The sequence below is a fragment of the Variovorax boronicumulans genome (assembly GCF_030812215.1).
Classification (GTDB): Bacteria; Pseudomonadota; Gammaproteobacteria; order Burkholderiales; family Burkholderiaceae_C; genus Variovorax; species Variovorax boronicumulans_C.
In genome coordinates this window covers 1,159,729-1,179,939 of the sequence record NZ_JAUSSG010000001.1, presented here as the reverse complement: position 1 = coordinate 1,179,939, position 20,211 = coordinate 1,159,729, and the positions used below count along the sequence as shown (strand labels likewise).

Here is a 20,211-nt window from a genome sequence, read left to right as displayed (position 1 = left end):
GCGCACCATAGGGGGCCGTACAGCATTCATCTGCCGAGGAGCCGATCATGAATCACGTCGACGCCACCGCGCGTTCCGCCTCGCCATCCGAAGACGATGACGACAACACGCCAGCCGACGATTTCGAGGAAACCGACAGCGACGTCACGGACGACCTCTCGGAAGAAACCGGCATCGACCTCACCGATGCCAGCGAGCTCGATGCCGACAACGTTCCCGCGGACGAAGAGTTCGACCGGGTGATGAACGCGCCCGACTGATCTTCTTCAGGCCGCTTCGCGCCGCACGATCACCTGCCCGTTGCGCGCACCGCTGTGCACGCCGTGCTGCCAGGTGACGGCGCCATTCACGATCACCGCATCGATGCCTTCGGCCGGCTGCGTCGGCGTTTCGTAGTTCGCGGTGTCGCGCACCGTGGCCGCGTTGAAGATCACCACGTCGGCGTGGTGGCCCGGCTTGAGCGTGCCGCGCTCGTGCAGGCCGAAGTTGCGCGCAGTGAGCCCCGTCATCTTCCACACCGCAGTCTCCAGCGGGAACAGCCCGACATCGCGGCTGTAGTGCCCGAGCACGCGCGGAAAAGTACCCCACAGGCGAGGATGCGGCTTCTCGCCGAGCGGGATGCCGTCCGAGCCGATCATGGTGTCGTCGAAGGCGAGGATGCGCTGCACGTCGTCCTCGTCCATCATGAAATAGATCGCGCTGCCCGGCTGCAGCCGCTGCGCCGCCTCTTCGCCCGACACGCCCCATTCGGCCGCGATGTCCTTCAGGTCGCGGCCCGCGCATTCGGGGTGCGGCACGCTCGAGGCGATGAGCACGCGGCCGTCCATCATTCCGCGGTCGGTGCGGATCATGGTGGAACCCGCGGTGTACGGGTAGCAGTCCAGGCCGATGCACTGGTGCTGCATCGCCTCCTTGATGAAGGGCAGCGTCACCTTCGTCTTGCCGAAGTTCTGCGCGTTCTGCACCTTGTGGTGCGACACCACCACGGGAATGTCGAGCGCGCGGCCGATGTGGAAGGTCTCTTCGAGCGACTCCATCACCCGGTCGCTTTCGTCGCGCATATGGGTCACATAAAGTGCCTTGCGCGAGGTGAGCGGGCGGCCGACCTCGATGATTTCCTCGGTCGTCGCCTTCACTGCCGGCGGGTAGAACGTACCGGTCGAGAGGCCGATCGCGCCAGCCTGCATCGCCTCTTCGACCAGCGCCTGCATCGCGGCGATCTCGGCGTCGTTCGCGGGGCGGTCGAGGTCGGACATCACCACCGCGCGCAATGTCGAGTGACCCACCATCGCGGCCACGTTCACCGAAGACGGCGTGGCGCGCAGCGCATCGAGGTACGCCGCGAAGGTGGTGAAGCGGCCCTCGGCCGGCGTATCGAGCAGGCTCAGCGGCATCGGCAGGTCCATGTCGATGCGCAGCGGTGCGGCACTGATGCCGCAGTTGCCCGCCACCACCGTGGTCACGCCCTGCGACACCTTGAACGGCATCTGCGCCTGCGAGAGCACGGCCTGGTCGTCGTGCGTGTGCGAGTCGATGAAACCCGGCGCGACGATGCGGCCCGTCGCATCGAGCGTCCGGTCGGCGGTGTGGCCCGCGAGCTTGCCGATGGCGGCGATGCGGCCGCCGACGATGCCGACGTCGGCATCGAAACGTGGCGCCTTGGTGCCGTCGATGACGGTGCCGCCGCGGATCAGCAGGTCGTAGTGGGGCGTCTTGTCGGTCATCGGTGAGGTTCTTTCTTCAGCGGAAATTCAGCGGAAATGGCAGGCGACCAGGTGCGTGCTGGTGCCACCGTCGGAAGACGAAGGACGTTCGCTCAGCGCCGGCACCTTCTCCTTGCACACGGCCTGCGCCATCGGGCAGCGCGTGTGAAAGCGGCAGCCCGAGGGCGGGTTCGCGGGGCTCGGCGGATCGCCCTGCAGCAGCATGCGGCGCGCGGGTGTGCGCGGGTTCGGCACGGGCACGGCCGAGAGCAGGATCTCGGTGTACGGATGCAGCGGCGCGGAGAACAACGTGTCGCGGTCCGCGATCTCCACGATGTGCCCGAGGTACATCACCGCCACGCGGTGGCTGATGTGCCGCACGACCGCGAGGTCGTGCGCGACGAAGAGGTACGCAATGCCGAATTCCGCCTGCAGGTCCATCAGCAGGTTGACGACCTGCGCCTGCACCGACACGTCGAGCGCCGACACCGGCTCGTCGCAGACGATGAGCTTCGGGTTCAGTGCCAGGGCGCGCGCGATGCCCAAACGCTGCCGCTGCCCGCCCGAGAACTCGTGCGGAAATTTCTTCGCGGCTTCGGGCCGGAGGCCGACGCGCGAGAACAGCCACTGCACGCGCTCGCGCCGCTCGGCCGCCGCGCCCATGCCGAAGTTGCGCAGCGGCTCGGCCACGATGTCGCCGGCCGTGAGGCGTGGGTTCAGCGAGGCATACGGGTCCTGAAAAATGATCTGCAGTTGCCGGCGGCGCAGCCGCATCTCGTTGGGCGAGAGCGTCAACAGCTCTTCGCCATCGAGCACCACCGAGCCCGAGGTCGGCTCGACCAGCCGCATCACCGATTTCGCGGTCGTCGTCTTGCCGCAGCCCGACTCGCCGACCAGCGACAGCGTTTCGCCGCGCGCGACGGAGAACGAGACGCCATCGACCGCCTGGATGGCCGGCTTCGCGGGCCGGAGCCACCGCTTGGGCGAGATGTAGTGCTTGCGCAGGTTGCGCACCTCGAGCAGCGGGGCTGCGGTCGTCGTCATGCGGTTACCTCGGCGGCATTGGTTGCAGCGGCCCATTGTTCTTCGACGGCGAAACACGCCACCACGTGGTCGCCGCCTTGCTGCACGAGCTGCGGCGTCTCGGTGCGGCAGCGTTCGCGCGCATGGCTGCAGCGCGCGGCAAAGGCGCAGCCGCGCCCCAGTTCGTGCGCGGCCGGCACCAGGCCCGGAATTTCGGTGAGCCGCGCGCTCGCCGTGTTCATCGCGGGCATCGAGGCCATCAGCGCACGCGTGTAGGGATGCAGCGGCTGGTCGAAGAGGTCGGTCACGTCGGCCTCCTCGACCTTCTTGCCGGCATACATCACCACCACGCGGTCGCAGCTCTCGGCCACCACGCCCAGGTCGTGCGTGATCATCACCACGCCCATGCCCAGCTCCTTCTGCAGCCGCTTGATGAGGTCGAGGATCTGCGCCTGGATGGTCACGTCCAGGGCAGTGGTCGGCTCGTCGGCGATCAGCACCTCGGGGTTGCAGGCCAGGGCCAGCGCGATCATCACGCGCTGCCGCATGCCGCCCGAGAGCTGGTGCGGATACTCGTTCACCCGCCGTTCGGGCTCGGGGATCTGCACCACGCGCAGCATCTCCACCGCGCGCTGCAGCGCCTCGGCGCGGCTGGCCTTCTGGTGCAGCTGCACCGTCTCGGCGATCTGCCGGCCGACGGTGAGCACCGGGTTCAGCGAGGTCATCGGCTCCTGGAAGATCATCGAGATGCGATTGCCGCGAATCTGCCGCATCTCGCGCTCGCTCAGTTGCATCAGGTCGGTGCCGCGCAGGCGCACAGAACCCATATGGCGGCCGGGCGGGGTGGGCACGAGCCGCAGGATCGAGAGCGCGGTCACGCTCTTGCCGCAGCCCGATTCGCCGACCACGCCGAGCGTTCGGCCCGCGCGCACCGTGTACGAAACGCCGTCGACCGAACGCACCACGCCATTCAACGTGTGGAAGTGCGTGCGCAGGTTGTCGACTTCGAGCAGGGGCTCGCCGGGCGCGAGGGCCACGTGGGACATGGGTGTCTTCATGGCGCGCTCACAGTTGCCGCGCAAGGCGCGGATCGAGCGCATCGCGCAGGCCGTCGCCCAGCAGGTTGATCGCCAGCACCGTGGCCGCCAGCAACAGCCCCGGGTACAGGATGATGTGGAACGCCACCGCCACGAAGTTGCGGCCCTCGGCCATCATGTTGCCCCAGCTCGGCGTTTGCGCGGGCACGCCCACACCGAGGAAGGAGAGGGCGGCTTCGGTCAGCACCGCGGCGGCCGCGACGAAGGTCGATTGCACGATCAGCGGCGCCACCATGTTGGGCAGTACATGGCGAAACAGGATCACCGGCAGCCGCGTGCCGACCGCATGCGCAGCCTCCACATACAACTGCTCGCGCAAGGTGAGTGCCAGCGAGCGCACCAGCCGCACCACGCGCGGAATCTCGGGCACCGTGATGGCGACGATCACCGTCGTGAGACTTGCGCGCGTCACCGCCATGAGCGCGATGGCGAGCAGGATGCCGGGGATGGCCATGAGCCCGTCCATCACCCGCATCACCGGCCCGTCGGCCCAGCGCACGAAGCCCGCGAACAGGCCGATCAGCACACCGAACACCGTCGCCAGCAAGGCGACCGATGCGCCGACGATCATCGACACCTGCCCGCCCCACACCGCGCGGCTGAACACGTCGCGGCCCAGCGCGTCGGTGCCGAACCAGTGCTCGGCCGAAGGCGGCTGCATGCGCGCGAGCGGGTCGATGTCCTGCGGATCGTGCGTGGCGATCCATGGCGCGGCGATGGAGAGGGCGGCCACTGCGAGGAGCAGCAGCACGCCGATGATCAGCGTCGGGTGCTTGCGCACCCAGCGCCAGCGCGGAGGGACGAAAGGGGCTTCGTCAGCCTGTGTGAGATCCGTTCGGGCTGAGCTTGTCGAAGCCTTGCGCGGCGCTTCAACAGGCTCAGCTTGAACGGGTTCGTGCTTCATCAAAGGGGATGCGATGGACATGGCCGGGATCAGTACTGAATGCGCGGATCGAAGAGCCGATAGCTCAAGTCGATCAGCAGGTTGATCAGCACGTACACACCCGCCGACAGCAGCAGCACGCTCTGGATCACCGGGTAGTCGTGGCGCTGCACCGAATCGATCACGAGGCGCCCCACGCCCGGAATGGCGAACACCGTCTCGGTGACCACCACGCCGCCGATCAGCAGCGCAATGCCCACGCCGATGGTCGTCGCGATCGGAATGGCCGCATTGCGCAGCGCATGCCCCAGCACCGGCAGCACGCCCAGGCCCTTGGCGCGCGCGGTGCGGATGTAGTCCTCATGCAGCACTTCGAGCACTGTGGCGCGCGTCATGCGCGTCACGAGCGCGATGTACACCAGCGCGAGGTTCACGCACGGCAGCACCAGCGACCGCAGCCATTCGCCCGGCCCCTCGGCAAAGCGCACGTAGCCCTGCACCGGAAACCACGGCAGCTGGATCGCGAACGCGTAGATCAGCAGGTAGCCCACGAGAAACACCGGCACCGAGAACGCGAGCACCGCGAACACCATCACCAGCCGGTCGATCCATGTGCCCGCGCGGTAGGCCGCGAGGGTGCCCAGCGGCACCGCCACCACCAGCGTGATGAGCATGGTGAGCGCGGCGATCGACACCGTCGGCTCCAGCCGCTGGCCCAGAAGCTGCGACACGGGCACCTGCGTGAAGATCGAGGTGCCCAGGTCGCCGGTGAAGAGCTTGCCCAGCCACACCGCGAACTGCTGCCACAGCGGCAGGTTCAGCCCGAGCGCGGCGCGCAGCTTCTCGATGTCTTCCACGCTCGCGAGGTCGCCCGCGATGAGCGCGGCCGGGTCGCCCGGCGAGAGGTGGATCAGGAGGAACACCACCACGGCCACCACCGCCATGACGGGAAGCGTCGAGAGAAAGCGTCGAACGATGTAGCCCATGGCCGTGCGTGTCGTGCGGGTCCGTTATTTCAGGCTTCAGCGGTCGAGCGCCCAGAACATCGGCATGCCCGCCCAGAGCTTGTCCAGCCCCTTGAGGTTGGCGCGTGCGGCAAAGGCGGCCGAGTACTGGCCCGCATTGATGTACGGCACAGCCTCGTAGGCGCGGGCCTGGAAGGCGTCGAGCAGTTCGCGGCGCTTGGCGGGCACCGTTTCCTTCAGCCAGGCGGTGCGCAGCTCGTCCAGCTGTTTGTCGCAGGGCCAGCCCGGCAGCGTGTTGCCGCAGGCCGCGCCCAGGTAGGCGTTGCTGATCGGCGAGTTGGCGTCGAACTCGCCGGCCACCGTCACGTACATGTTCCAGCCGCCGGCCTCGGGCGCATCGCGCTTGGCGCGGCGCGCGCCGATGGAGGCCCAGTCCAGGTTCTGGGCATCGACGTTGATGCCGATGCTCTTCATGGTCTGCGCGGCCATCAGCGCCTCGGCGTTGAGGTAGGGCACGTCGCTGGGCACCAGCAGCACGACCTTCTCGCCCTTGTAGCCCGCGTCGGCCAGCATCTTCTTGGCCTTGGCCACGTCGGCCTTGCGATAGGGCTCGGCGCCGGCCGCGGTTTCGTTCGGGCTGCCGCAGATGAAGAAGGTGGGGCAGTAGGCCATGCGCATGTCCAGCGGATAACCCATGGCCGCGACGAAGCGCTCCTGGTTCACCGCCTGCAAGAGGGCCTGGCGCACCTTCGGGTTGTTGAAGGGCGGATGCAGCTGGTTCATGACCAGGAACCCCTGGTAGGCGCCGCCCGAGCCGATCTTCACGCTCGTGTCGGTACGCAGCGGCGCGATGTAATCGGGCTGCAGTTGCTCGACGATGTCGACCTCGCCGCGCTTGAGCGCCGCGATCGCGCTGTTCGAATCAGGCAGGTACAGCCACTCGACACGCTCGAAGTTGCTCTTCTTGCTGCCCGCGAGGCCGTTCGGCGGTTCGCTGCGCGCCACGTAGTTGGGGTTGCGCACGAACACCGCCTTGTTGCCCGGCACCCATTCGTCGCGCTTGAAGATGAAGGGGCCCGAGCCCAGCACCTCGGTGAGCGGCGCGGTGGCCGGCATCTTGGCCAGGCGCTCCGGCAGCACCACCGGCGGAAAGCCCGAGGGCTTGGCCAGCGCATCGAGCACCATGCCGAAGGGCTCGGTGAGGGTGAGCGTGAAGTTGCGCGCATCGACCTGCTTCCACTCCGCGCCGCTCGCGGTCATCGCGCGGCCAAGGCTGTCTCGCGCGGCCCAGCGCTGCAGAGAAGCAACCGCGTCCGCCGAGGTGACGGCGCTGCCGTCGGAGAACTTCAGGCCCGGGCGCAGCGTGAAGCTCCACTGCTTGCCGTCTTTCGAAGCCGTGTACTTCTCGACCATCTGCGGTTGCGGCTTGCCGGTCGAGTCCTGCGCGAACAGGGTGTCGTAGACCATGTAGCCGAAGTTGCGCGAGATATAGGCGGTGGTGAAGGTCGGGTCGAGGATCTTCAAGTCCGCATGCGCCACCACCTTGAGCGTCTTGGGCGCGGGTGCCTGGGCGAGCGCCGGGAGGCACGCGGCGGAAAGCGCCAGGGCGGCAAAGGCTGCAAGCGTTCGTCGTTTCATCGTCGGTACTCCGGTGGGGCGAAAGAGAAAAAGGAAATCAGGCGGCGACGCCGATAGGCCACTTGGGCAGGCGCGCCTTGCGATAGGGGAGGGTGTTGAGATCGAGCGTCACGGCGCCCGGTGCGCCCACGTAGATCACATGCTTGGCCACCTTCGAATACGACGCGTAGAAGTGCTGCGACGACTTCACGACGACGATCTTCTTGGCCGCGAGGTCGCAGCCCAGCTGCGTGAACAGGTCGGTGCCCATCGCCTGGTTGCGCAGCGTGATCAGCACGATCTCGATGCCGTTGGTTTCGATGAGCGCGCTGTCGCCCATCAGCGTGGGCGTGCCGGCAAGACCCGTCATCACCAGCTCGTGCTTGATCGCTTTCACGGTGCATTCGAGATCGAGCGGATCGCCCGAGAGCGGGCTGATCTTGCCGCCGATGCGCATCGCGAGCTTCGCGCCCACGCCCGCATCGAAGGCGATGCGCACGGCAATCGGGTCCCACAGCGGGCCGAGCGCCGCGTTGGTGATGCCGCGCTCGACCATGCGGCGCAGGATGAAGGTGGAATCGCTTGCCGCGCCGCCGCCGGGGTTGTCGGCGCCATCGGACAGCACCACGGGGCCGCCGTCGAAGGCCAGCGCTTCGTCGAGCGAGGCATCGATGCTCGGGTAGTTCACGGTGAGGCCGTCGCGCATCGCGATGACTTCATCCGCAAGCTGGCGCGCGAGCGCGTCGGCCTTGGCCTGGTCGCCGTCGGTGTAGACCAGCACCTTGGTGCCCATCTCGGACACGTCGCCCCACGAGAAGCCATGCGTGAGCGAGACCGAGAGCACGCCGTCCTTGCCTTCGAGCGACTGCATGCGCTTGACGAAGCCCAGTGCCGGCTCGCGCGAAGTGTGGACCGTGACGATCATGTCGCAGTCGACCACCGCGGCGACCGGCTTCACCTTGCCCTCGACCATCGCGGCGCAGATGTCCACCAGTTCGAGTCCGCGCTCCAGCACATCGGTGTGCGGGTACTCCTTGAAGGAAATCATCAAATCGGAGTTGGCGATCATCTCTGGCGTGAGGTGGTTGTGCGGATCGAGCTCGGCGCCGATCACCACCTTGGGCCCGACGATCTGCCGCACGCGCGCCAGCAGGTCGCCTTCGCAGTCGTCGTAGCCGTCGGCCACCATCGCGCCGTGCAGGCCGAGCAGCACCATGTCCACGGGCAACACCGCGCGCAGATCGTCGAGCAGCTCGTCGCGCAGCGTTTCGTAGGCGTGGCGCGTGGTCGTGCCGCTGGGCTGCGCGCCGGCCACCATGCCTTCGAAAAGTTGCCATCCTTTGTCCGCGCCGCGCATGCGTGCGGCCCACAACGGGCCCGAGAACAGCGTCATCGCATCGGGGTGCTTGCCGGCAGGGAAGTGGCCGCGGTCCTTGAACGATGCGAGGCCGGTGGGCATCGGGCCGAAGGTGTTGGTTTCGGTGGCGAGGGAGGCACTGAAGACACGCATGGGATGGTCTCTGTGGTTGTTGTGGGGTGTTCTTTTCAGGCAGTCGCGGTAATGCGCAGGCGCTGCGGCCCGAGCATCTCGGCCGTAAGCCCGAAGCCTGCGATGCGCTCGGGCAACGGCAGCCCGCGGGCCAGCGCGGCGCAGGCTTCGCCCATCGCCGCCGAGGTCTGGATGCCGTAGCCGCCCTGCGCCGCGACCCAGAAGAAGCCGGGCGCATCGGGATCGAAGCCGCCGACCAGGTCGCCATCGGCCACGAAGGAGCGCAGGCCCGCCCAGGTGCGCGTGGGACGGCGGATGGCGAGCGTGGTGGCTTCCTCGATGCGGTGGATGGCGATGGCGATGTCCAGTTCCTCGGGCTGCACGTCCTGCGGGTCGACCGGATCGGCGTTGGCCGGCGAGCCGAGCAGCATGCCGGCGTCGGGCTTGATGTACCAGCCTTCGTCGGCGCCGAAGACCATCGGCCAGTGCGCAACGCTTTCGCCCTCGGGCGGCGCGAAGATGAAGGCCGAGCGGCGGCGCGGCTCGATGCCCAGGGGTCGCACGCCCGCGAGCTTCGCGACGGTGTCGACCCACGCCCCCGCGGCGTTGAGCACCACGGGCGCTTCGTAGACATTGCCGCCGGCCGTCACGCGCCACACGTCGCCAATGCGTTCCATGGCCGTCACGTCCGCGTCGCACACCAGCTTGCCGCCTGCCTTGCGCATGCCGCGGAGGTACCCCTGGTGGATGGCATGGACATCCATGTCGGCCGCGTCGGGTTCGTACACCCCGCCGGCCACCTGCTCGGGTCGCAGCGCGGGCACCATCGCAAGCGCCTCCTGGCTGCTCAAGCGGCTGGCGCCGGTGTCCATGGCACGCAGCACATCCCAGTGGGCGTCGAGTTCCGCGAGCTGTGCCGTGTCGCCGACCATCAGCGCGCCGCGCGGCGTGAGCAGCGGGTGCTCGGAGAAGCCTTCGGGCGGGTGCTGGAGAAACGCGCGGCTCGCCATGGTGAGGGCGCGCACCTGCGGCGTGCCATAGCTTTCCATGAAGAGCGCGGCCGAGCGGCCGGTGGAGTGGTAGCCCGGTTGCGCTTCGCGCTCGAGCAGGATCACGCGGGCATGCGGGGCGAGCCAGTGAGCCACCGAAGCCCCGGCGATGCCGCCGCCGATCACGAGGTAGTCGGCCACCAAGGGCGCTGTTGTCGTTGAGGTCATTGTCGAAAAGTGTAGAAAGGAATTTGCGGATACGCAAATTATTTTCTTCGCACCAAGGGGAAACCATGGTGCACCGCATCGGGGAAATTTGCGCCAATGCAATTTGCGTATACGCAACTTCCGCGCCTGCGTCATCCGGGTTGGCATGGATGGCGTGCGGACCCGCTGGCAGAATCGCCATGCACCACAAAGAGAAAGCCAAGCGTGAATCCACACACAGGGACCAAGCCGGGGACGAAGCCGAAGGACGAAGCGCCCACGCTGGACCGCACCACTTTCGGTCACCGCCTGCGCACCGCGCGCAAGCGTTTCGGCTGGACGCTGGCGCAGCTGGCCGAGCGTTCGGGCGTGTCGATCACCACCATCTCGCGCGCCGAGCGCGGCCAGCTCGCGCTGGGCTACGAGAACTTTGCCGCGCTGGGCCGCGCGCTCGAGATGGACATGAACGCGATGTTCGCAGGCGCCGGCGTCAAGCCCGCGCAGTTCGATGGACCCGTGGTCACGCGCGCGGGCAAGGGCGTGGTCTACCGCGGTCTCTCGTTCGCCTACGAATTCCTCGGCACCACGGCAGCCGGCAAGCAGATGAGCCCGGTCGTCGGCACGGTGCACGCGCGCCGCATCAACGGCCCGGAAGACTTCGCGCGGCATCCGGGCGAAGAGTTCGCCTATGTGCTGTCGGGCGAGATCGAGGTGCACTTCGACACGGGCGAAGTGGTGCACCTGGCACGCGGCGATTCGCTGTACTACGACAGCAGCATCGGCCATGCCTATGTGAGCGTGAGCCGGCAGCTTGCGAAGATCGTCGGCGTGACTACGGGGGAGAGCGGGCACATGAAGTCGGCGCGCGAGGCGCCTGTGCTGAAGCCGACGCGCAAGGTGGCGGCGAGGAAAACGGGACGCAGCAAAAGCTGAAGGCCCGATCTCGGTCAGCGGGAACATGCCGATGCATGACAGGGCGGCGCCGGACGACCGCATCCGGCGATGGGAGTAGGTCTAAATAACTCTTCCTCTGGTCCTTGAGCGCAAAGGTACTGTCGCGGTCTGCGGACGGAAGGAATGTTCCTACATTGCATTGGCGCGAGAGTGGTTAGAAAGGGGGCTGTCTTTCAATGAAAGGTCCAACCCGATGCGCCGCACACTCCGCCCTTTTTTTCACGCAGTCGCCCGCATCGCGTTGCCGGTCGGCGCGTTGCTCGCGGTCATGCCATCGGCGAACGCCGTCACTGCCACCACGACCTTCCAGGTGACGGCCACTGTGCTCAAGGCCTGCCTGATGACGACCCCCGCCACGCTGGCCTTCGGAAACTACGACCCTGCAGCCGCCACGGCGCTGAGCGGTACCACCACCTTCAGCGTCACCTGCACGTTCGGCACGCCCTATTCCCTTGGGCTGAACGCGGGCACCAGCGCGGGCGCGACGATCACCACGCGCGCCATGACCAGCCCCACGGCCGCCGCCGGCAACAACAAGCTGTCGTACGGCCTCTTCAAGGAAAGCACGCACACGACGAACTGGGACAACAGCACCTCGGCCACCGGTTACACCGGCACCGGGCTGCCCCAGACACAGACCGTCTACGGACAGATTCCCACAGCGCAGTACGCCGCCGCGGCGGCGACCGACTACGCCGACACCATCACGCTCACGCTGACCTATTGACCACAGATTGATCGCAGCCACTTGCGGCATGCGCCGCACCTTCCTGCGGTGGTCCGCTCTGCTGCCTTGCGTGCTGATGCCCATCGGCGCGCTGGCTGCAAGCCTGAGCGTGGCCCCGTTGCGCCTCGTGCTGACGCCGGAGAGGCCGGTGGCCTCGCTCACCATGGGCAACAGCGATGAGGCGGAAGAGGTCGCGGTGCAGGCCGAGGTATTGGTCTGGTCGCAAGAGGACGGGCGCGATGTCTATCAACCCACGCGCGAGGTGCTGGTGAACCCCAGCATCTTTCGGCTGCCGCCTGGCGGGCGGCAGATCGTGCGCCTGGGACTGCAGGTGCCGGCCGAGGCCGTGGAGCGCAGCTACCGCGTCTTCCTGCGCCAGTTGCCGCGCGACCAGGCGCTCCCGGCCGACGGTGGCGTGAAGCTGCAGACGCTGCTGCGCATCGGCGTGCCGATCTTCGTGCCGCCGTTGCAATTGCGGCAGGCGCTGCAATGGCGCCTGCAGGCGGGCGGCGCGGGCGGCCGCGGCTACAAGCTCATGCTCGACAACCAGGGCAGCGAGCACATCCAGCTCACGCAACTGGTGGTGCGCCGCGAGGGCGGCGCCGAGCTGCTGCGAAAGAGCCTTTCCCACTACGCGCTGGCCGGGCAGTCGGCCGGCATCGAGCTGGAGCTCCCGGCCCTGCCGCCCGATACCCGCCTGCACATCGAGGCCGCCACCGATGCGCCCGAGGCCTTGTCCACCGTCACCGCCACCGTGCTCGTGCCCCGTGCGCCTGCCATGCCGCGCTAGCGTCTGGGCGTGCTGCGGCTGGCTGGGCCTGCGGGTTGCCTGCGCACAGGCGCTGCCGGCCGAAGGAGCGGCCGAGGTTGTCGACGACGCGCAGCCGGCGATATTGGACGTGCGCATCAACGGAGAGGCGCAGCAGGCGCCACGCCCGCTGCTTCGGCGCGGTGCGCAACTGCTGGCCGCCGAAGCGGACCTCGCCGCCTGGCGCCTGGTGCGGCCTTCCACGCCGGCGCTGCGGCGCGGAGAGACGAACTACTACGACCTGCGCGCGTTGCCGGGCGCGCGGCTGCAGCTGGACGAAAGCGCGCAGAGCGTGGCGCTGACGGTGCCGGCCGATGCATTCACGCCCGGCACCGTGCGCGCACAGCGGCCCGCGAGCGATCGCCCGCCGCTGTCGGCCTCGGCCTTCGGCGCCTTCCTCAACTACGACCTCGTGCTGCAGCATGACCGCGAGGGCACGCGCGCCTCGGGATACTTCGATGCCGCGACGTCGGGCGAGTGGGGGCTTGCGGGCACGGGCTTTGTTGCCGGGCGCTCCGGCTCCGCGTTCGGGGGGCATGGCACGACCCGGCTGGACAGCTATTTCCGCCGCGACGATCCCGATCGCCTGACCCGCCTCACGATCGGCGATGCGATCACGCAGGCATCCGCATGGTCCACGCCCTTTCGCTTCGGCGGGGTGCAGTTCGGCACCCGCTTCGGCCTGCAGCCGGGCTACATCAGCTATCCGATGCCGACGCTCAACGGCGGCGCGGCCGTGCCTTCGGCGGTGGAGGTGTACGTGAACGACACGCTGCGCTACCAGCGCCGCGTCGATGCGGGACCGTTCGCGATCACCGACGTGCCGGTGCTCACCGGCGCGGGCGAGATGCGCTTCGCGGTCACCGATGCGCTGGGCGTACAGCGCACCGTGACCACGCCCTACTACGTGAGCTCGAACCTGCTGCGCGCGGGGCTCTCCGACTACTCGCTGGAAGCCGGCTGGACGCGCCTTCGCTACGGCGAGCGCAGCTTCGACTACGGGCCGCCCTTCGTGGCCGGCAGCTGGCGGCGCGGCCTCAGCGACAGCGCCACCGTCGAGGTGCGCGGCGAAGCCGGTGCGCGCAGCCAGACGGCAGGCGCCGGCCTGACGTGGGTGTGGGGCACGGTGGGCGAGTTCGCATTGCATGGCGCCGTCAGTCGCAGCCGCGACGGCGGGAGCGGACGGCTCTGGCGCGCGGCCTACACGCGCACCAGCGACGAATGGAATTTCTCCGCCAGCCGGCAGGTGGCGAGCCGCGGCTTCACGCAGATCGCCTGGCAGGACAGCCCCGTGCACATCGACGCCCAGAGCCAGCTGTTCGCGGGCCGCTCGCTGGGCCGCTACGGCACGCTGGGCGCCAGCCACACACGGCTGCACTACAACACCGGCGAGCGCGTGGGCGTGACCACGGCGAGCTGGTCGATCGGCGTGGGCGCCGGCGCCTGGCTCGGAACCTACGTGGCCCACACGCGACAGGACGGCAGGCGCCCCACGACATCGGTAGGCGTCAGCCTCAGTTTCGCGCTCGGCGAAGGCCGCAACGCCTCGCTCTCGCTGCAGCAGCAGAACCCCGGAAAACATTCGGCCGTCGCCGAGATGAGCCAGCAGCCGCCCAGCGACACCGGCTGGGGCTGGCGGCTTCGCGCCGCCGATGGCGAGAACGCGCGCACCGAGGCCGGTGTCGACTATCGCGGCCGCTACGGCCTGCTCACCGCAGAGGCGGCGCGCGCACAGGGCCAGAACGCGATGCGCGTGCGTGCGAGCGGCGCCGTGGGCTACGCAGGCGGCATGACCTTCGCCACCCGCCAATCCGACGATGCGTTCGCGCTGGTGACGGTGCCCGGAGCCCCGGGGGTGAAGGTCTACCGCGAGAACCTGCCCTGGACAACCACCGACAGCGAGGGCCGCGCCATCGTCTCCGGGCTGCGCGCCTACGAGCCCAACCACATCAGCATCGACAACGGCGACCTGCCGATCGAGGCGCAGGTGCGCAGCGACGCCATCCGCGTGGTGCCGCGCTACAAGGGCGTGGCCGCGGCCAGCTTCGACATCTCGCGCGGGATGCTGGCGAGCGCGACGGTGCTGCTGCCCGACGGCAGCCCGCTTCCCGCGGGCGTCGACGTGCTGCGGCCGGCACGCGGCACCTCGCTGCTCTCGGGCTTCAACGGCCAGCTTTCGATCGACGATCCGCAGCCCCGCGAAAGCTTCGAGGCCCGGTGGACGAAGGGGCACTGCCGCTTCACGCTCGGCGAGATCGACCGCTCCGGCACATTGCCCTCCCTGGGCACTTACCGATGCCAGCCCGTTCCATCATCGCCGCGGCCATGAAGCGCACCGCATGCGCCGCATCGGTGCTGGCCCTCGGAGTGGCCGGCCTGCTGGGTGCGCAGGATGCGGATGCCGCGTGCACGGGCGTGGGCCTGTTCAGTTGCAGTGCGACGGTCACCGTGCCGTTGCCGCTCGCGTTCGGAAACTACGATCCGTCCAGTCCCACGCCCAAGGACAACACCACGACGATCAACGTCGTCGGCACGGTCACCGGCCTGGGGATCCTGGTGACCCTGTCCTACTCGATCGGTCTCAGCGCGGGGACGGGCGGCAGCATCGCCAACCGGCAACTGACGGGCCCGAGCAGCACGCCGCTGGGCTACAACCTCTACACCACGAATGCGCGCACCACGGTGTGGGGCACCGGCACGGTCACCGACAGCTACAGCGCGCTCGCATCGGCCGGCGGCAATTCGGTGCCGCGCAGCTACACCGTGTATGGGCGCATTCCGATCGGGCAGTACGTTGCGCCGGGCAGCTACAGCAACACCATCACGGTGACGGTGACCTATTGAGGCGGCCTGGGAACGGCAGGCCGCGCCCTCGGCACATTCAATGGCAACATGCCGCAGGCAGCGGAAGCAAGCTGAAGAAATCTTCGAACATCCATGGCACTGACACCCGACAACTGGCCCAGCCCGGCCGACATCCAGGCCTCGTTGGCGGCGCAGTTCGCTCTGCCGCCCTTGCCCCCACCGATGCAGGACTGGTTCGCCTGGTGTCGCAGCATGGGGACCCAACCCCTCGTGCTGGACGAGGCGGATTGGCGCGAGGGTTGGCGTGGCGAACTCACCGGCGCGGGCGCCGTCGATGTGCCTGGCCTCCTGGCGGCCATGGAGGGCTACCGTTTCATCCTGGATCAAGAGGCGAGCACGCCGGAGCATCTGGTGTGGAGCGATGCCGTGGAAACCGGCGAATGGCAGCCGCACTGGGTGGTCCTGCAGAACGCCGATGGCGATCCCTTGATCGGCGACATCAGCCAGCCCGAAGTGCCGGTGCTCTGGGACTGGCACGGAAGCGGCCGCTGGTCGCCGCAGCCGCTGTTTCCGAATCTTCGAATGCTGATGGAGCGCATCGAAATCGATGCGCCGGTTCCGCGGGACGATGTTCCGTCGAAGGTCCTTTTCTACACGGTGCATCTGACGGACCTGGGTGCCCAGCCGCTGCAGGTGCTGACCGCGCTCAAGGCGCATCCGGACTACAGGCATCTGGCCGGCGCAAGCCTGCTCAAGCTCAAGCATCGGCTGCCCTTGCCGCTGTTGGTCGACAACGTCAGCAACGCGGCGAAGGACTACCTGGTCCGTCACTTCGAAGCGCTTGATGCTCGCGTGGCAGTCGTCGAACGGGGGCAGGGAACATCTGCAGAACGCAACCCACCATGAGCACGGAGAGCGACGCGAAATTCTGGGACCGGACTTCAACCAGGTATGCGACGAGCGCGGTCGCAGACCCGGCTGGCTACGAGCGCACGCTGGACCGCACGCGCGCCCTGTTGAACCCGAACACCAAGGTGCTGGAGCTGGGTTGCGGAACGGGAACGACGGCGCTGCGGCTTGCGGGCCATGCCGCTGCTTACCTTGCGACGGATATCTCCGTCGGAATGATCGCGATCGCCAATGACAAGCACGCCGCGAGCCCTGTACCGGCTCTGGCTTTCCGCACCGCGACCGCAGAGGTGCTGGCATCGGAGGTCGCGCGGTTCGACGCCGTCCTGGGATTCAACTACCTGCACCTGGTGCACGACCTGCCCGGCACATTGCACGCCATTCGCACCGTGCTCACGCCAGCCGGTTTGTTCATCTCCAAGACACCCTGCGTCGGCGACATGAACCCGCTCATCCGCCTTGCATTGCCCGTGATGCGAGCGATCGGCAAGGCACCGCATGCCGGCATCTTTCGCGCGAGTGAACTGGGCCGCCACGTCGAAGCGGCGGGCTTCGAAATACTCGCCACCGAGAACCACGCAACGAAGGGCAATGACAACCGCCCCTACATCGTGGCCCGCAAGAAGTGACATCGCGAGAGCGGATGGCTCGCTCCCGTGGTGCTGGCGGTCTTCCTCGGATTCCTTGCAATCAGCATTCCCCTGGCGCCCTCGCCCTCGAGGTGCGCAACCGCCTCGGGTTCGGTGCTGCCGCCGTGGGCTGGGCCACCGGCGTCCAGTCGCTGGCCACGCTGCCGGTCGCCGCCGATCGCGGCCACGTCGATCAGCGCGTTCTCCGCGATCGACTCAAGCCGCCGAAGCGTGCTTCTCAGGCTGCAACGCCTCCAGCACGAAACGCGTCGGCCCGCTCGCGCCTCGGTCGCTCACCGCGAGACCCAGCTGCCGCCACAGCGCCGGACTGAGCGGACGAATGGCGATGCGAGGATCACGCGCAGGCTCGTTGTCGCCGTGCGATTCCTCCGGCAGCAAGGCCGCTCCATAGCCGGCCGCGACCAGTGTCCTGATCGCATCGTTGTAGTTGAGCTCGATGCGCGGCCGGCAATGCACGCCAGCCGCGGAGAACCATTCCGCGGTCAGCCGGTAAAGACGTGTGGAGGCGTCGTTCATGATCAGCGGCCGTTCGGCCAGCCACTGTGGGGTCAGCCGCCGGGGCGCCTTCCAGTCCGCCGGCAGAAAGGCGACGACCGCCTCGCGCCTCAGCGGCGTGACATGAACGCCGCGCACAGGCGCCTGCGGCAGTGCCACGACCGCCAGGTCCAGGCTGCCCGCGGCGAGCCGGGCCATGCTGTCGTTGGAGGTCAGTACCTGCACGTTGACGTCGATGCCGGGATGGTGCCGGGCAAGGCGCTTGAGCGCGGGCGGCAGCAGGTGCGCAATGGTGCCTGTCGAGGCTCCCACCCGCACGCGGCCCGTTTGGCCGGCGAGCTGGCGTCGAACGTCTTCCACGGCGTCGTCCGCGTCCGCGAGCAGCCTGCGGGCACGCGCGATGAATCGCTCGCCCAAGGCGGTCGCTTGCGCGGGCCCTCGCCCGCGAACGAGCAACTGGCCACCCAGGCGCGACTCCAGTTCCGCGATCTGAACGGTGACGGTGGGCGCCGCCAGGTGAAGGGCGCGCGCGGCGTTGGCCAGGGAGCCGAGGTCGGCAATGGCGACGAGGGTGCGCAGATGGTCAAGGCTGAGTTCTCGCATCGCGCTAATTTAACTTTTCTTAATCCTGCATTGCGTATATTTAGCTGGAGCCATCGAGGCTGCGTCCCTACCATCGCGCCCCATGGACCTCAACATCTTCATCGACGGCGACCAGGGCACCACCGGCCTTGACCTGCAGAACCGCCTGCGCGGCGGGGAATTTCGCATTCGCACATTGCCGGCCAACCTGCGCAAGGATGCGGCCGCCCGCCGGGCCGCCCTGAACGAGAGCGACATCGCCATCCTGTGCCTGCCCGATGCCGCTGCGCGCGATGCGGTGGCGATGATCGAGAACCCTTCGGTGCGCGTCATCGACGCCAGCTCGGCGCACCGCACCAGCCCGGGCTGGGTCTATGGCCTGCCGGAACTCGATGCGCAACAGGGCGAGCGCATCGCGTCGGCACTGCGGGTCACGAATCCGGGCTGCTACCCCACGGCCGCGGTTGCCTTGCTGCGACCCCTGACGGATGCGGGGCTGTTGCCTGCCGACTATCCGCTGGTCATTCAGGCCGTCTCGGGCTATTCGGGCCAGGGCAGGGCGGGGGTGGAAGCGTACGAGGCCGGGGTGGGCGCTGGGGCGCATTCACTGAAGGTCTATGGCCTTGCGCTCGAGCACAAGCACGTGCCGGAAATCGAGACGTATGCCGGCTTGACGGAGCGGCCCATCTTCGTGCCGGCCTATGGCAGCTACCGGCAGGGCATCGTGCTCACCATCGGGCTGCACGCGCGGATGCTTCCCGCCGGTGTGTCTGGCGCTCGCATCCATGAGTGCCTCGTGGAACGGTACCGCGATGCAGTGCATGTGCGCGTGATGCCGATGTCTTCTGGCGCACCGATGACGGAGCTCGATCCGCAAGTGCACAACGGCTCGAACGACATGAGCCTTGGTGTCGCGTGGAATGAGCGCACGGGGCAGATCGTCTTGAGCGCCGTCCTGGACAACCTGGGCAAAGGGGCCGCAGGGGCGGCGGTGCAGAACCTGCGGTTGATGACGGGGGCCTTGTTGCCTGTGGTGTGAGTTCGAGGCGCCGTGCCGCTCACCGCAGCTGCACGGCCTCTACCGTCGTGGCCAGATCGAACAGTTGCTGCAGGCAGGCGCCTTCGGGAGAGCCTCTGCTTCCGGCGCTGACCTTCACAACCTACACCCGCAGAATTTTTTCCATCGCCTTCCCTTTGGCAAGCTCGTCGATCAGCTTGTCCAGGTAGCGGATCTTCTGCATGAGCGGATCGTCGATGTCTTCCACGCGAACGCCGCAGACCACGCCCTTGATGAGCGGGCTGTTCGGGTGAAGGGCCGGCGCTTCGGCGAAGAAAGTCTGGAAATCGTTCTGCCGTTCGATCTGCCGACGCAGTCCTGCTTCGTCGTAGCCTGTCAGCCAGCAAATGATCTGGTCGACTTCTTCTTTCGTTCGGCCCTTGCGTTCCGCTTTTTGAACGTACATCGGATAGACCTTCGCGAAGGCCATCGCGAAAATTGAATGCCTGGGCATCGCCAGTCCTCCTTCCTGTGTGTCAGGGTCTCGAACGCATGCTGTCTTGGCGTGAAGAGCGCGCCCGCTTCCGGCCGAATTCTGCCGTACGACATGCGCATGCAGGATGCCGGCGGATGCATGAGGGATCCCCATGGTCATCGGCGTCTTCGCAGCCTTGCCGCTTTACACAGCCATGACTTTCAACACTGTTGCAGCACCAGCTCGCTTTCGACAATGCAACGCCATGGCCTCTTCTTCATCGTCTATTCAGCGCGCTTTCGTCGGCGTCGTCTTGATTCCGCTCCTGTTCGCCGCCGTCACAGGATGCGCATCGGCTCACAGAGTGCCTGCGGAGGTGCCAGGCGATAGCCAGCCCGCGAAGGAACAGGCAAACCCGGTGCGGAGTGGCCTCGCGTTTACGCTGCTGGGAATCCTCAAGGCCTTGGGCCGTCCGCGTGACGGCGCAACCAATGAGCGGGAGGAGCGGGCCAAGGCAGACGCCGACTTGCGCGAGACCCGGGAGCACAGGGAGCGCCAGAGAAGCGAAAGACAGGAAGACCAGAACCGGCTGGTGGAGGCGATGAGGAGGGATGCCGCCGACAAGGAGCGCATGCGGCGCGACATGGCTGATCCGAGAATGCGCGGCGCGATCGAGTTGCAGGAGCGTTTTCGGCAGCAGTACGGCCCGATGCGCTGAGAACTGAGGATCGTGCGCCGGGGGGCCGCATCGCCGCTGGACGTAGCGTCGCGCTGTCGCCGATTTGCGCAGCCTTCTCCCATGCCGCCGCTATGCTGTCGCCCGCCATTCACTTCAG

The 20,211-nt window shown here is 67.7% G+C and carries 20 protein-coding genes; 10 read left to right on the top strand and 10 right to left on the bottom strand.

Going from position 1 to position 20,211, the window contains the following annotated elements; translation table 11 throughout:
* Nucleotides 1–47: 47 nt before the first annotated feature.
* Nucleotides 48–260: a hypothetical protein gene (locus J2W23_RS05565; protein ID WP_307647950.1), complete on the top strand. Its 213-nt coding sequence runs from the start codon at nucleotides 48–50 to the stop codon at nucleotides 258–260.
* Nucleotides 261–266: 6 nt separating this feature from the next.
* Here J2W23_RS05565 and J2W23_RS05560 read toward each other — a convergent pair whose 3' ends face one another.
* From J2W23_RS05560 to J2W23_RS05525, 8 genes are read right to left on the bottom strand one after another with little or no spacing between them, the layout of a single operon-like run.
* Nucleotides 267–1,724: an N-acyl-D-amino-acid deacylase family protein gene (locus J2W23_RS05560; RefSeq protein ID WP_307647949.1), complete on the bottom strand. Its 1,458-nt coding sequence runs from the start codon at nucleotides 1,722–1,724 to the stop codon at nucleotides 267–269.
* A 27-nt stretch (nucleotides 1,725–1,751) separates the two neighbouring features.
* Nucleotides 1,752–2,747, bottom strand: coding sequence for an ABC transporter ATP-binding protein (locus tag J2W23_RS05555; protein WP_307647948.1), 996 nt, complete (start codon nucleotides 2,745–2,747; stop codon nucleotides 1,752–1,754).
* The gene (locus tag J2W23_RS05550) at nucleotides 2,744–3,784 is read right to left on the bottom strand and encodes an ABC transporter ATP-binding protein (RefSeq protein ID WP_307647947.1); all 1,041 of its coding nucleotides are present in this window, start codon (nucleotides 3,782–3,784) and stop codon (nucleotides 2,744–2,746) included. Before J2W23_RS05550 ends, J2W23_RS05555 begins: the two co-directional genes overlap by 4 nt.
* Before the next feature lie 7 nt (nucleotides 3,785–3,791).
* Nucleotides 3,792–4,748, bottom strand: coding sequence for an ABC transporter permease (locus J2W23_RS05545; protein ID WP_307647946.1), 957 nt, complete (start codon nucleotides 4,746–4,748; stop codon nucleotides 3,792–3,794).
* 8 nt (nucleotides 4,749–4,756) lie between these two features.
* The gene (locus tag J2W23_RS05540; protein WP_176658832.1) at nucleotides 4,757–5,692 is read right to left on the bottom strand and encodes an ABC transporter permease; all 936 of its coding nucleotides are present in this window, start codon (nucleotides 5,690–5,692) and stop codon (nucleotides 4,757–4,759) included.
* A 36-nt stretch (nucleotides 5,693–5,728) separates the two neighbouring features.
* Complete coding sequence (locus J2W23_RS05535; RefSeq protein ID WP_307647945.1) at nucleotides 5,729–7,309, bottom strand: ABC transporter substrate-binding protein; 1,581 nt, start codon at nucleotides 7,307–7,309, stop codon at nucleotides 5,729–5,731.
* Between the two features lie 37 nt (nucleotides 7,310–7,346).
* Entirely contained in the window at nucleotides 7,347–8,798 is a 1,452-nt protein-coding gene (locus J2W23_RS05530) for a M81 family metallopeptidase (protein ID WP_307647944.1), read from the bottom strand.
* Nucleotides 8,799–8,833: 35 nt separating this feature from the next.
* Nucleotides 8,834–9,994: an NAD(P)/FAD-dependent oxidoreductase gene (locus J2W23_RS05525; RefSeq protein WP_307647943.1), complete on the bottom strand. Its 1,161-nt coding sequence runs from the start codon at nucleotides 9,992–9,994 to the stop codon at nucleotides 8,834–8,836.
* A 204-nt stretch (nucleotides 9,995–10,198) separates the two neighbouring features.
* Between J2W23_RS05525 and J2W23_RS05520 the strand changes: the two genes are divergently transcribed.
* The 7 genes from J2W23_RS05520 to J2W23_RS05490 all read left to right on the top strand — a co-directional run bounded on the left by J2W23_RS05520 (nucleotide 10,199) and on the right by J2W23_RS05490 (nucleotide 16,805).
* Entirely contained in the window at nucleotides 10,199–10,906 is a 708-nt protein-coding gene (locus J2W23_RS05520) for a helix-turn-helix domain-containing protein (RefSeq protein ID WP_307647942.1), read from the top strand.
* A gap of 214 nt (nucleotides 10,907–11,120) precedes the next feature.
* Nucleotides 11,121–11,654: a Csu type fimbrial protein gene (locus J2W23_RS05515; protein ID WP_307647941.1), complete on the top strand. Its 534-nt coding sequence runs from the start codon at nucleotides 11,121–11,123 to the stop codon at nucleotides 11,652–11,654.
* Nucleotides 11,655–11,661: 7 nt separating this feature from the next.
* Nucleotides 11,662–12,444 carry a fimbrial biogenesis chaperone gene (locus J2W23_RS05510; protein ID WP_307647940.1) on the top strand — a complete coding sequence of 261 codons (783 nt, stop codon included), beginning with the start codon at nucleotides 11,662–11,664 and terminating at the stop codon, nucleotides 12,442–12,444.
* Nucleotides 12,422–14,791 (top strand): fimbria/pilus outer membrane usher protein, encoded by a 2,370-nt coding sequence (locus J2W23_RS05505; RefSeq protein WP_307647939.1) that lies wholly within the window; start codon nucleotides 12,422–12,424, stop codon nucleotides 14,789–14,791. The genes J2W23_RS05510 and J2W23_RS05505 overlap by 23 nt, the downstream gene beginning before the upstream one ends.
* The gene (locus J2W23_RS05500) at nucleotides 14,788–15,306 is read left to right on the top strand and encodes a spore coat protein U domain-containing protein (RefSeq protein WP_307647938.1); all 519 of its coding nucleotides are present in this window, start codon (nucleotides 14,788–14,790) and stop codon (nucleotides 15,304–15,306) included. Before J2W23_RS05505 ends, J2W23_RS05500 begins: the two co-directional genes overlap by 4 nt.
* 93 nt (nucleotides 15,307–15,399) lie before the next feature.
* Complete coding sequence (locus J2W23_RS05495; RefSeq protein WP_307647937.1) at nucleotides 15,400–16,173, top strand: hypothetical protein; 774 nt, start codon at nucleotides 15,400–15,402, stop codon at nucleotides 16,171–16,173.
* Nucleotides 16,170–16,805: a class I SAM-dependent methyltransferase gene (locus J2W23_RS05490; RefSeq protein ID WP_307647936.1), complete on the top strand. Its 636-nt coding sequence runs from the start codon at nucleotides 16,170–16,172 to the stop codon at nucleotides 16,803–16,805. The genes J2W23_RS05495 and J2W23_RS05490 overlap by 4 nt, the downstream gene beginning before the upstream one ends.
* Nucleotides 16,806–17,021: 216 nt before the next feature.
* Here J2W23_RS05490 and J2W23_RS05485 read toward each other — a convergent pair whose 3' ends face one another.
* Nucleotides 17,022–17,924 (bottom strand): LysR family transcriptional regulator, encoded by a 903-nt coding sequence (locus tag J2W23_RS05485; RefSeq protein WP_307647935.1) that lies wholly within the window; start codon nucleotides 17,922–17,924, stop codon nucleotides 17,022–17,024.
* Between the two features lie 82 nt (nucleotides 17,925–18,006).
* Here J2W23_RS05485 and argC point away from each other — a divergent pair, with 82 nt between their 5' ends.
* Nucleotides 18,007–18,942, top strand: a complete 936-nt coding sequence (argC, locus tag J2W23_RS05480) for an N-acetyl-gamma-glutamyl-phosphate reductase (protein WP_307647934.1) — start codon at nucleotides 18,007–18,009, stop codon at nucleotides 18,940–18,942.
* Between the two features lie 121 nt (nucleotides 18,943–19,063).
* Here argC and J2W23_RS05475 read toward each other — a convergent pair whose 3' ends face one another.
* A complete protein-coding gene (locus tag J2W23_RS05475) occupies nucleotides 19,064–19,555 on the bottom strand; it encodes a DUF2200 domain-containing protein (RefSeq protein WP_307647933.1) in 492 nt (163 codons plus the stop codon).
* On the opposite strand from J2W23_RS05475, the gene J2W23_RS05470 reads away from it, so the two are divergent.
* Nucleotides 19,548–20,093, top strand: a complete 546-nt coding sequence (locus J2W23_RS05470) for a hypothetical protein (protein ID WP_307647932.1) — start codon at nucleotides 19,548–19,550, stop codon at nucleotides 20,091–20,093. The genes J2W23_RS05475 and J2W23_RS05470 overlap by 8 nt on opposite strands.
* Nucleotides 20,094–20,211: the final 118 nt, after the last annotated feature.